This is a genomic window from Chitinophaga sp. Ak27, assembly GCF_012726295.1.
GTDB lineage: Bacteria > Bacteroidota > Bacteroidia > Chitinophagales > Chitinophagaceae > Chitinophaga.
The window spans coordinates 282,224-294,514 of sequence record NZ_JABAOB010000009.1; the positions used below are offsets into that span (position 1 = coordinate 282,224).

The following is a 12,291-nucleotide window of genomic DNA, read 5'->3' on the forward strand; positions in this document are numbered from 1 at the left end:
TATTAACCTGTAATATCCCTAACACAGACTATATGAAGCGTACACTCGTAGCATTGTTGCTGCTCCTCCTGGTGGCCGGAAGCAGCAAAGCCCAAACCAAAGTATTTAAAGAAGTGGGAGAGGGTATCTCTTCCCGTATGCGTACTATCTTCCAGGATGGTACCCTGGTAGGCTACCTCCTTTTTACAGAGCTGGAAAAAGCCGATAAAGACTCCTTCAACTACCGGATCACCATCATGGACGAAAACCTGAATGATATTGGGTTGGTGAATTTCAGGGAATTGAAACTGGACCTGCGTGCTGTAGCATTTGAACAGGATGTGCTCTGCCTTTCTTATATGAAAAGTAACTTGTTAGGTCATGCAATAAAAAAACGGAAAGAGATCAAAGCAGCCGTCGCCAAAGGATACATGGCTATTTTTACCCAGTTTATTAACCTGAATGGAAAGATTCTCCGGTCTAATACCATCAAGGTGAATGTAGACCTGGACCATGAGTTCCGGACTGGGCAACTGGTGATCGGCAACGGAGGACTGAAAGAGCCCTTCCGTGTGCAGAATGTTCCCGGTAAAGGCTTTGCCTGTTTTTACGGGGATAACCGCGGAAAATATCTCCTGGTATATGATACCACTGGCCGCCAAACCTGGCAGAAAAGGGTAGGGATGGATGACGGCGATTATGACATGCTTATCTCTGGTCATGCGGCCTATTTTCTCGTTAAGAAAAAACATGATATGGTAGAAGGCGGTTATATGGCTTTTGGCTTTAACCTGGACGATAGTACGTCTTTCAACAAATACTTCCTGAAAGATAAAAAAGGAAACCAGTTGAGCGTATCATCTTTCATGAACGATCCTAATACCGGTAAGCCTTTTATCGCAGGTAAAATTATCAATCCCCGGCGAGGCAAGGAATATGGGTCGGCCAGGTTGATCAGTAAAGGTGCTTATCTCGGTGTATTTACCATCAATATTGATCACGACAAGCAGACTACCCAGCCCATCTACAATTACTGGAAATCGAACGATACCGCGCGTATCGCCAATTCCAAAGGCCGGCTGCTGGCTAATAAATCCTATATGCTGAATGGCCCTTCCTTCAAGGATTATTATGGGAATACCTATTTTACTGGTTCTGCTATTAAACGTGGCATCAACCCAGGTATGGTGATTGCAGAGGTATTGACGGTTCCAACTATCCTGGTGCCCACCTTCCTGCTGACCAATTTTGGTACGAGAAGAATGAAGGCCTATGATGCCCTTTTGCTGAAGCAATCTGCTGATGGAAAGCTGACCTTCGAAAACAGCATCCCTTCTGCTCACAGCCATTTTTATCCCGGACGTTTCAACCTGTTGCTGACCGATAATAAGGCATATTATACGGTTACTTCTCCCGAAACCAGGTTAACACACCTGATCATTACCGAAAATAAAAACATTACCTTCTACTGTGTAGACCAGAAAAAAGTGACCCGTACCATTCCACGGGTGAAGGATAATATTTCTACCATAATATATCCTGCCAAAGAAGGGCACATTATGGTGGCCGAATATGATAAGAAAGAACGTTCTACTAAATATTCCATAGAGGCGATATAGCTTAGAAGCAGAAAGCACAAAGCACCAAGCCCTTAAAGCGAATGATCTTAGCGGATATTAAAAACCGTGATGGTCATTCGCTTTAAGGGCTTGGTGCTTTGTGCTTTCTGCTTTCTGCTTTGAGCTTTCCGCTCCTTATTGCATATATCCAATTTTAACTGTATTTTGCTATAACGATTTTGCAAATAACAAATACCCATGAAAGCTTTACTTACGACCGCCTTATTGGCTGCTGGTTTGTATACCAGCCACACTGCTGCTGCGGCAGACGTTATCCGTCGCGACTCCCTTACCCGGGGCGGTTATACCCTCATCTTTATCAATGAGGACCCTGCCTTTGTCAACACCGGCAAGGAGGTACAGGAAAGGATGATCAATACTTTTTTCGATGTATATCCTAAGCTGGCTGCTGCCTACAACCCGGAAACATTGAAGAAAGTGGTGTTTAAGATAGACCCGCATTACGATGGCGTAGCCGCTACGGCCAATGGGGTGGTGACCTATAACCCTGCCTGGATGCTGAAACAGCCTACCGACATCGATGTGGTGACGCATGAGGTGATGCACATTGTACAGGACTATGGCAACAGCCGCGGACCCGGATGGCTAACAGAAGGCATTGCCGACTACGTACGGTACAAGTTTGGTGTTGACAATGCCGGCGCGCACTGGGCTTTGCCTGCTTTCAATGAAAAGCAGCACTACAGCAACAGCTACCGTATTACCGCCCGTTTCCTGGCCTGGCTGGAGAAAGGCGTACAACCCGGAATAGTGAAAGTTCTGGATAAAAGTTTAAGGGACCATACTTATACGGCGGGCCTTTGGAAAGAACAAACCGGTAAATCGCTCGATGAATTATGGGCCGCCTATAGCGTGAATCCTGCCTTGTAACCAGGGCGGGGATCATTCATAAAAAGATTTCGTTGCTTGACAGGTAATTATATACATTTAGTCTTCGCTAATTATTTTGTAGAGTATGAAGATTGCTTATGTAGGATACCTTGTGCAGGAGAAATATGCCACTGCACACGACGAAGACGCAACATTACTGGCATTCCTGAAAGCACGCGGACTGGATATTACCCCGGTAGTCTGGAATGATCCGGAGGTAAACTGGGCAGCGTTTGACCTGGCCATTATCAAATCACCGTGGGATTACCATGAAAAATTTGCCGGATTCAAACAATGGCTGCATGACCTGGAAGCCGCCGGTGTAGCTTTATTGAATCCTGTTGATACCATCCGGTGGAACAGTGATAAACATTACCTGGAAGAGATTGCTGCAGCGGGGCTGCCAGTAATTCCTTCCCTGTTCCTGGAAAAAGGTACGGCGCCTGCATTGGCAGGTTTCTTTGCGCAGCTGCAGGCAGATAAACTGATCCTGAAACCCTGCGTCAGCGCCGGCGCTAAAAATACGCTGATATTGCAGCCAGGCAGTGTCGCGCAACGGGAAGCGCAGGTGCATGAATGGCTCCGGGATGAAAGTTATATCATTCAGCCTTTCATGGAAGAGATTAAAGAAGGAGAGTGGTCGTTCCTTTTCTTTAACGGGAAATATAGTCACAGCCTGCTGAAAGTTCCCAAGGCCGGTGACTTCCGCGTGCAACAATCTCATGGCGGCAGCACACATGCTGCCACTGCCACAACGGCGCAGGTAATTGCTGCCGCTAAGTTTGTAACGCAGTTTGCACCACAAACACTCTACGCCAGGGTTGATGGCGTGATGTCGAAGGGCGACCTGGTACTGATGGAACTGGAGCTGATAGAGCCTTACCTGTTCCTGGAAACCCATCCGGATGGCCTGGAAAACTATTACCAGGCGCTATTGCAAAGAATACAATTACTTAACTAAGTATTTAACGGATAGATATGAGCACGGAAACCGCTATCCCGGCATCGAAGCAATTGCATGGACTGGATCACTTAAGGGCGCTGGCCATTTTAATGGTGCTGCTGTATCATTACCGGATGTTTGGACATCCCGCCTGGTTGGATGACGTGATACATTTCGGATGGTCGGGGGTAGACCTGTTCTTTGTTTTGAGCGGTTACCTGATTTCCTCGCAGCTGTTTGTTACCATGGCGCAAGGGAAGCCGGTTTCTTTCCCTGAGTTTTTTATCAAACGTTTTTTCAGGATCATTCCTCCGTACCTGCTGACACTAAGCATTTACTTCCTGGTGCCGGCATTCTGGGAGCGGGAAACGTTGTTGCCATTATGGCGATACCTGACCTTTACCCAAAACTTCGGACTAAACCTGAAGGTGTTTGGTACCTTCTCGCATGTTTGGTCGCTTTGTGTAGAAGAGCATTTTTATTTGTTGTTTCCGTTCACCCTGTTTTTATTGATCCGTACAAAAAGGGTGAAAGCAGGAGGATGGTTGTTATTCGCCATGTTTATGGCGGGGTTTGCGATACGCCTGTTTTGCTGGTACTGGTTGATTGCGCCGCATGCGGGGCAGGATGATGCCTGGATGTATTGGTATATGAATATGTATTATCCCACCTATACCCGTCTGGATGGGTTGTTGGCAGGGGTGGCTATTGCTGCTTTATTTACTTTTCGTCCGGCCATCCGGGCGCGTGTTACCCAATTTGGTAATGCATGGTTGCTGGCAGGGTTGCTGGTGTTGACCGGGGCCTGGTTCCTGTGCGATACACAGAGCAGTTTTGGCGCTTCTATCTTCGGGTTCCCGGTGGTAGCGTTGGGGTATGGGTTGCTGGTGATAGCAGCAGTAAGCCCTTCGTGTATCCTGTACCGTAATAACCGCGTTACGGCCCTGATAGCCAAAGTGTCTTTTGTGTTGTATTTATCCCACAAAGGCGTGATACACCTGGTGCAGCCATTGTTGGCCAAAACGGGGATGGCGCCTCAGGGTACATTGATGATGTTGCTATGTGTGGTGATCGCGATAGGGGCAGCCTGGATGATACACCTGGCCATAGAGCGGCCGATGTTGCGGCTCCGGAAAAAAGTGCTGGCAAACAGGAAAGCGCGCAGGCAGCCGGCAGTGGCTCTTCAGATGGAGTGGCAGGATAAATAATTTCGTGCTCAATCGACACAGGTGCGCAGGCGGGCTTCAATAATTTTTTTATCGGCCGCAGAAGTAGCCAGTTGCAGTGCCTTTTCAAAATGTGCCCTGGCTTTAGCCGGCGACAATTCCTGGTATAATTCTCCCATTAATAACTGGTACAGGTGAAGATGATCCAGCGCCAGTTTTTCTGCTGCGGCAATGGCTTCTGCTTTCCCGTTGGCTTTCGAAAGGGCATAGGTCCTGTTCAATGCTGCCATGGGAGAATACTCCAGTTGCAGCAGGTGATTGTATAACTGCAGGATACATTCCCATTTTTCTTTTGTGTCGGCTTTGATGGTATGCCACCAGGCAATGCCGGCCTCCAGGTGGTACCTGGATAATTTATCTCCTTCAGAAGCCATATTCAGAAAGTGTTCGCCCTGTTGGATCAGGGCATGATCCCACAGATTGGGATCCTGGTCAGCGTACAGTACAATTTCCCCGGCATTGTCGATGCGGGCATCAAACCTTGAGGCATGAAAACTCATCAGGGCCAGTAGTGCATTGACGGCAGGCTGGTTGGTGGCGGGATTATCCAACAGTAATTGGGCGAGGCGCATGGCCTCAAAACATAATTCTTTCCGCAGGGTGTTATCGTGGCTGCTGGAATAATAGCCTTCGTTGAAGAGGAGGTATAATGTTTTGAGTACTGTTTCCAGCCGCTTGTCTATTTCCGAAGGCGGAGGAAAGATAAGCGCTACCTGCGCTGTTCTCAGTTTATCTTTAGCCCGTTGCAACCGTTTGGCAATAGTTTCCCGGTTGGTTAAAAAGGCATCCGCAATTTCGTTGATACCAAATCCGCAGAGGATGCGCAGGGCGAGACCTATCTGCGCTTCTGCCGTAATAGCCGGATGGCAGATGGCAAAGATCATCTGGAGTTGGCTGTCGTGGATGTTTTGGGGCGACAGGTCTATTTCCGGTATATCCGTTCCCGTTGGCTGGTGTTTAAGCTGTGGCGTAATTTTCTGTTGGAAGACAGCCTGGTGCTTCAGGTAATTTTTTGCCTTGTTTTTTGCCACGGTATATAACCATGCCACAGGGTGTTCCGGTAATCCTTTCAGGCCCCATATTTCAGAGGCTGATAAAAAAGTATCGCTGGCAATATCTTCTGCAGTTGCTATCTGTTCAAAGCCAAACAGCCTGCACAATACAGCAGTTATCTTGCTGTATTCCGTTCTGAACAGGTGTGGTATGAGCTCTCTTTCATCCATGACATAAGGGCTTCCTCAAAAGTAGGTAAAGAAGTCACACAAAGAAACAAAGTAGCAAAGACGCAGGGAAATTTCCTTTGCGTTGTTGCTACTTTGTTTCTTGCGTGCGTATTTTACATAACGCTGATTTCCCTTACTTCTACGTTACCTCCGGCGGCGAGGATAGGGCAGCCTTTAGCCAGTTCCAGCGCTTCTTCCAGTGAATTGGCTTTCACGATAGAATAGCCAGCCAGCGACTCTTTGATTTCCGTATATGGACCATCGGTTACCAAGTTATTGGGACGGAGTACTTTACCGTTGAGGTCGAGGCGGTTGCCGCGGTCGGTCAGTTTGTTCTGGGCAGCAATGGTGCCGATCCAGTCCATCCAACGTTTGGTATTGGCCTGCATTTCTTCCGGCGATGTTTGGGGCCGGTTGCTGAAGTCTGAACGGTACACAAATAAGAAGTCTTTCATAATGCTAAGTTTTAATTGTTATTTGCCTAATAACAACCCAGTGGACCTGGTATGGACAGGATAAACGCATTTTATTTAATAATAATTATAGCGTACTGAAATTAAGTTAGTTGTTTTTATAAATCTCTCCAAATTCCCGGGCAAAATCTGCAAAGCTGGTAGGTCCGAAAGTGATTTTTTCCTGTTGACGGTAGTCGTTGAGCAGGGAGCCATCTCTTAATGCAATGCCAATTTCCACTACATATACTTTAGCCATTTGTTCAGATAAGCCGGATTCCATCAATCCTGCCATCAGGGCTTCGTCGGGGAAGTGTACCCAGGCTAGGTCGGGTTGTCCGGCTGCTGCACCCAGCAGCGTGGCTATTTCAGCGCCTGTTTTTTCGTCACTGGCCACATAGCGGATTTCCTTACCGCTGAAGTTGAGCGTATCCAATGCGGTGGCGGCTACTGCTGCAATATCTGCCGGATGTGATAGTACGACAGGCGTAGCAGCATCGAAGTTATTGCCAATGATCCGCTGGTGTTTGATCATCGGGATACTGCCCAGGAAATTGCTATAAAACATACCGGGACGAAGATGCAATACTTGTGTGCCGGTGAGCGCATTTAACTGTTGTTCGATATGATAATTAGCGCCAGCGGGACCTGCGCCATCGGGGGTATGAGCGCCAATGCTGCTGAGATTTACTACGTATTTAACGCCGGCCTGGGCGATAGCCGTGGCGTAGCGATCGCCCGCCGCTTTCATATAGGCGTGGATATCAGTAGCAGCGTAACCAGGAGGTATCATGAGGTATACAGCATCGGCACCTTCAAAGGTGCGGCGTAAAAAGGCGGCATCTTCTATGGCGCCGATAGCAGGAATAGCCTGTAATGCCTCAATAGCAGCGGCTCTTTCGGGGCGGTGACTTACCACGGTTACCCGGTGTCCTTTAGCAATCAATTGTTCCGTTAATGGTTTGCTGATGTTGCCCAGCGAGCCTGTAATAGTGATGTTCATGGTTATAAATTTTACTTGCACAAAAATAAAAGAGTACTTACTTTTGTACAAGTACTTACCCTAAAGTATGTATAAAAATGGCACGTATAAAAGAACAATCCACGATCCAGGAAAATAAGCGGTCCGCCTTTGAAGAATGCCCGGTTACCTATGTGATGGAGAAGATTGGCGGTTACTGGAAGCCTATTATTTTGTTCCAGCTACTATCCGGCAGCAAGCGATATAGTGATGTAAGAAGAGCTATTCCTGCAATTACAGAAAAGGTGCTGATTCAGCAGTTGAAACAGCTGGAGGCCGATGGGCTGGTACAGCGCAAAGCCATGCCGGTGGTGCCACCGCATGTAACCTACAGCTTAACCAAAACAGGCATGCGGTTAAAACCGGTGCTGTATGCCATGGCGGTATGGGCGGTAGATGATAGCAAAGAACACGGCGCCGTGTTTCGCCGGAATTTGAAAAATTTCCCCGGCGCTAACGATAATGCCTAAACGTTAATAAGAGCGGTATTGTCTGTCTATAGCCGCTCTTCCAGGACCACGATTACCGTGTCGCCCGCCTTCTTTTTTATCTCTTTACAGATATCAGCTTTTACCGGCAGTTTATGTGTACCATTTCCCAGCGCCATAAAAGCGCTCTGAAACGGTTGCTGGTTAATAGTGCCCTTTACTTTTACCAATCCCCGTGTACCAAAGAAAGATACCGATTCGGGCCATACCAGGTAAGTCCAGCCTCCTTTGGCGGGACTTTTTTGTAATACCGCTTTAAATTGCTGGTGTAGCGGTCCCTTTGTTGCAATGGTTGTCATGGCTGATAGTATTTGTTGTACTATAAAGGTATTTCCCGCTGCCGGATTTGAGGATGGCCGAAACTGACTTTAAACGGGTTAATTGCGACAATCCATGGCTATCCCCTTCACCCTTTTTGGGGATTGTATTGCCTTAATAGCAGCATCGTTACCAGCAGTACTGGTAATATTTACAAAAAATGTAATTATTGTAATATGACAATGGCTAAATACTGGCGCTTCCTGCCGCTGCTGGCGGTGGGGTTGACTGCTTATGCAAACAACACTCCGGAGGAGGACAAGGAAGTGAACAGGAAAAATGTGATACGCCTGGTAATGAAGCGTATCAATAATGAGCACTATGCTCCCAAAGCGGTAGACGACCAGTTTTCCCGTATCATTTGGAAGAAGTACCTACAGGCGTTGGATGCCAATAAAAACACGCTGCTGCAATCCGACATTGATGCATTGCGCAAATACGAAACGTTGATAGATGATGAGCTGACAAATCCTTCCCTGGAATATTTCAACGCTATCTATTCCGTGTCTATGCAGCGTTTGCGGGAATTGCAGGAAGTATACCGTACCATTCTGGCGCAACCGATGAATTTTAAGGTGAAGGAAACCATACAGCCCGATCGCAGCACTGCTGCGTATCCCGCCGATGAAGCTGCCCGCAGGGAAGTATGGCGTAAAAGCCTCAAGTACCAGGTATTGAAGAAGATGTTGGAGATACAACAGAAAGATAAAAATAAGACCGATGCAGTAGCCGAAAAAGAAGCAAGGAAGTCTGTGTTGATGTCTACCGATGGATTGTTTAAAAGTCTCCTGAGCAACACCGCTTCAGATGATCGTTTCAGCGCTTATATGAATACGATTACCCTGGAGATGGATCCGCATACCAACTATATGGCGCCTATAGATGCCAGCTTAAGGGAGTCGATGCTGACGCATCGATATTATGGATTGGGGCTGGAGCTCACCTCCAAAGAAGGCGACATTGTAATCAAGCGGGTGATGCCCGGAGGCACTGCCGCCCGGAGCGGCTTGCTGCACGTGGATGACCGTATCCTTAGCCTGAGCGATGAAAAAGGTGCGATGATAGATATTACCGGGATGAGCATTGTAGATGTATCGAAGATGATCAGGGGAGAGAATAATTCAACGCTGAAATTGTTGGTGCGTAAAAGCACCGGTACGGAGAAGGAGGTAACGGTAGTGCGGGGAGAAATCAAGGAAGATGGTAATGCGGCAAAAAGTGCCGTAATTTCAGACGGCGCCAGGAAGATAGGTTATATCCAGTTGCCGGAGTTTTACCTGGATCAGACAAGGCCCGATGGCGCCCATTGTGCCGTTGATGTAGCAAAGGAAGTAGAGAAATTAAAGCAGCAGCAGGTAGATGGTATCATCGTTGACCTGCGGGGTAATCCTGGTGGTTCGCTGGACCAGGTAGTAGCTATGACCGGCTTGTTTGTGAAGACAGGTCCGGTGGTGCTGGAGAAAGACCGTACGAGGATAGGGAGCTATCCTATCCAGAATGGCGATAAGCCGCTGTATGAAGGGCCGCTGGCAGTAATGGTAGATGAAGGCAGTGCTTCCGCTTCCGAAATTTTCTCCGCTGCCATACAGGATTATCGCCGGGGTATAATTATAGGAAGTCCTTCCTCTTATGGAAAAGGCACCATGCAGATTACCTTGCCAATGGGTAAGGTGGGGGATGCTGCCAAGGGAATTCCGGATATCAGTTATGGCAGCCTGGCATTGACCATCAAGAAATTTTACCGCATTAATGGGCATACGACCCAGCTGAATGGCGTAATACCCGACGTTATTTTCCCCAGCCGCCGGGCTTATGCCAGGATAAAAGAGCGTGACAATGAAAGCGCCCTGGTAGCCGATACCATTGAAAAGGCCTACTATATGCCATATCCCGGTGATGCGGAGCTGAAGAAAGTGGCTGCTGCTGCGCAGGATCGTATTAACCGCGACAGCGCATTCAACGTGGTAAAACGTGATGTAGAGTGGCTGCGGGCACATGATACACCGGTATATAGCCTGGAGAAAAATGCTTTTAAGCAACAATTAAATGAAATCCAGTCGTATAACGATGCTATTGACAAGGCCGTGAAGTTACCTGCAGATAAACAACTGACTATAAAAGGCACCTCCATAAAAGATGCAACACCGGACAACCTGGCCAAATACCAGGAATGGATGAATAACTATACGAAGGACAGGTACCTGGCCGGAACAGTAGACATCCTGGCGGATATGATAGGGAAATAGCCCGGACGCATGAGTTCTCGGGATTTTAGCCTATTTTCGCGTTGATAAATATACGGAGGGGGCCAAGGGGATATGTATCAACCAAATTCGATGGAGCCGGCTGCGTTTGAGGAGTTATTCCGCAGTCATTATTCTTTTTTATGCGCTACCGCTTATTATGTAGTAGAAGATGAAGATACAGCCAAGGATATTGTCCAGGACTTCTTTCTCTATTGCTGGGACAAGCGCTTTATGATCCAGATTACGCAAAATTTTAAAAGTTATGCCGCCCGCGCCGTACGTAATGCTTGTCTGAACTACCTGAAAAAAAAAGGTAAAGTCATTTTCAATGATCCATCCACTTTTGTGGATGATGGGCTTCCGCCCCCAGAAGATGACAAGGAACTTGAAGAAACACGAAATGCCGCCCTATGGGCGGCTATCGGCCGTTTACCTGTACAGCGCCAACGTATTTTTTTACTCAGCAACCGCGATGATCTTAAATACAAAGACATTGCCGACCAGCTGAATATTTCTGTTAATACCGTCAAAACACAAATCAAACTAGCTTACCAATACCTGAGAAAGGAGTGCGAGTGGATGATCATTTATATCTCATTTTTATTTTTTTTAGATAAATATTGATTTCCCTTCACCCTTTTTTAAAACGCGGTTGCCTTTAATACAGATCGTTATGGATACACCAGGCAAGGACATAAATTGGGACAAATTACTGGATGCATTGGAAAATGCGGATGCGGCCTCTTTGAATGAAGAGGAGCAGGCCATGTTACGGGCAGCCAGCGAGATGAGGAGCCGGGTACAATCGGCAGACAAGTTCCCAACAGAAGAAGGATGGCAGCGATTTGTCGCAGCACGTGACAGCAGGCCAATGAAAGTAAGCTGGAGAAAAAGGGTAACCATAGCGGCTGCCATAGCAGTGCTGGTAGGAGGAACAGGACTATGGTGGCAACATCACCGCTCCACCCGCCAATCTTTCGGCCTAATGGCCAAAGCGGATCTGAAACCATCTGTACGGCCACAGATCCACTTGTCTAATGGAAAGATAATGATGCTGGATAGTGCCGGCGCCGCGGTACAAAATGTGAATGGTACCGCTATCAGGGCAAATAACAACGAAGTGGTATATGAGGCGGGTAACAATGGAACCGCCCCGTCACAGCAGGATACCCTGGTTGTACCCCGGGGAAATATCATCCGGGTGGTATTGAGTGATGGCACCAAAGTTTGTGTAAATGCCGAATCAGAATTAGTATATCCTTCCGGCTTCCATGGAGCCAAGCGGGAAGTAGAGGTGACAGGAGAGGCGTTCTTTGAGGTGGCGGCTAATCCGCAACAACCTTTCATCGTACATGCAAAAGGGGTGGCCATCAATGTATTGGGTACCGCTTTCAATGTAAATACCTATACGGTGAGTGTACAAACCACCCTTACATCAGGTAAGGTCAATACTATAGCGGATGGACAAAATGTGGTGTTATCACCCGGACAGCAGTCCATTTATAACAGTCAAACGAAAATATTACAACAACAGACGGTAGATACCAGAATCTTTACAGCCTGGAAAGACGGCGATATTTATTTTGAAGAAACAAGTTTATCAACCATTTTGAACAGCCTTGGGCGTAGCTTCGATTACGAATTTAAGTTTGAAGATGCATCATTAGAAAAATTAAGTTTTACACTGGACATGCGTACGCCGGAAGATCTGCAGCAAGTGCTGGATCGTATCAGTCTCACCAACGGCGATGTTAAATTCCGGGTACATGGCAGAACCATTTATGTAAGCCGTTCCGGGCAAACAGGGAAATGAAAAAAATCGGGTAGAAACACTACAACAGGCTACTGTCATGTGTAAGGCTACACAGGGAGTTTAATCTTTAAT

At 47.3% G+C, this 12,291-nt stretch carries 12 protein-coding genes; 8 read left to right on the top strand and 4 right to left on the bottom strand.

Annotated elements, in window-relative coordinates; translation table 11 throughout:
* The first annotated feature begins 32 nt into the window (after nt 1-32).
* The 4 genes from HGH90_RS26360 (at nt 33) to HGH90_RS26375 (ending at nt 4,640) form a co-directional block, all read left to right on the top strand.
* A complete protein-coding gene (locus HGH90_RS26360; RefSeq protein WP_168762738.1) occupies nt 33-1,598 on the top strand; it encodes a DUF6770 family protein in 1,566 nt (521 codons plus the stop codon).
* Nucleotides 1,599-1,796: 198 nt separating this feature from the next.
* Nucleotides 1,797-2,489 (top strand): basic secretory protein-like protein, encoded by a 693-nt coding sequence (locus HGH90_RS26365; protein ID WP_169192253.1) that lies wholly within the window; start codon nt 1,797-1,799, stop codon nt 2,487-2,489.
* 85 nt (nt 2,490-2,574) lie between these two features.
* Entirely contained in the window at nt 2,575-3,450 is an 876-nt protein-coding gene (locus HGH90_RS26370; protein WP_169192254.1) for a RimK family alpha-L-glutamate ligase, read from the top strand.
* Between the two features lie 17 nt (nt 3,451-3,467).
* Nucleotides 3,468-4,640 (top strand): acyltransferase family protein, encoded by a 1,173-nt coding sequence (locus HGH90_RS26375; RefSeq protein ID WP_168762741.1) that lies wholly within the window; start codon nt 3,468-3,470, stop codon nt 4,638-4,640.
* 8 nt (nt 4,641-4,648) lie between these two features.
* On the opposite strand, the gene HGH90_RS26380 is transcribed toward HGH90_RS26375, so the two are convergent.
* From HGH90_RS26380 to HGH90_RS26390, 3 genes are all read right to left on the bottom strand, one after another.
* A complete protein-coding gene (locus HGH90_RS26380; protein ID WP_168762742.1) occupies nt 4,649-5,881 on the bottom strand; it encodes an RNA polymerase sigma factor in 1,233 nt (410 codons plus the stop codon).
* 113 nt (nt 5,882-5,994) lie between these two features.
* Nucleotides 5,995-6,336, bottom strand: coding sequence for a YciI family protein (locus HGH90_RS26385; RefSeq protein WP_169192255.1), 342 nt, complete (start codon nt 6,334-6,336; stop codon nt 5,995-5,997).
* A gap of 106 nt (nt 6,337-6,442) precedes the next feature.
* Nucleotides 6,443-7,336 carry an NmrA family NAD(P)-binding protein gene (locus HGH90_RS26390; protein ID WP_168762744.1) on the bottom strand — a complete coding sequence of 298 codons (894 nt, stop codon included), beginning with the start codon at nt 7,334-7,336 and terminating at the stop codon, nt 6,443-6,445.
* A gap of 77 nt (nt 7,337-7,413) precedes the next feature.
* Between HGH90_RS26390 and HGH90_RS26395 the strand changes: the two genes are divergently transcribed.
* Nucleotides 7,414-7,824: a winged helix-turn-helix transcriptional regulator gene (locus HGH90_RS26395; protein WP_145670699.1), complete on the top strand. Its 411-nt coding sequence runs from the start codon at nt 7,414-7,416 to the stop codon at nt 7,822-7,824.
* Nucleotides 7,825-7,850: 26 nt separating this feature from the next.
* On the opposite strand, the gene HGH90_RS26400 is transcribed toward HGH90_RS26395, so the two are convergent.
* Nucleotides 7,851-8,141, bottom strand: coding sequence for a DUF1905 domain-containing protein (locus tag HGH90_RS26400; RefSeq protein WP_168762745.1), 291 nt, complete (start codon nt 8,139-8,141; stop codon nt 7,851-7,853).
* Nucleotides 8,142-8,336: 195 nt separating this feature from the next.
* Between HGH90_RS26400 and HGH90_RS26405 the strand changes: the two genes are divergently transcribed.
* From HGH90_RS26405 to HGH90_RS26415, 3 genes are all read left to right on the top strand, one after another.
* Entirely contained in the window at nt 8,337-10,406 is a 2,070-nt protein-coding gene (locus HGH90_RS26405) for a carboxy terminal-processing peptidase (RefSeq protein WP_169192256.1), read from the top strand.
* A gap of 90 nt (nt 10,407-10,496) precedes the next feature.
* Nucleotides 10,497-11,030, top strand: a complete 534-nt coding sequence (locus tag HGH90_RS26410; RefSeq protein ID WP_168762747.1) for an RNA polymerase sigma-70 factor — start codon at nt 10,497-10,499, stop codon at nt 11,028-11,030.
* Nucleotides 11,031-11,079: 49 nt separating this feature from the next.
* Nucleotides 11,080-12,219 (top strand): FecR family protein, encoded by a 1,140-nt coding sequence (locus HGH90_RS26415; RefSeq protein WP_168762748.1) that lies wholly within the window; start codon nt 11,080-11,082, stop codon nt 12,217-12,219.
* Nucleotides 12,220-12,291 lie beyond the last annotated feature (72 nt).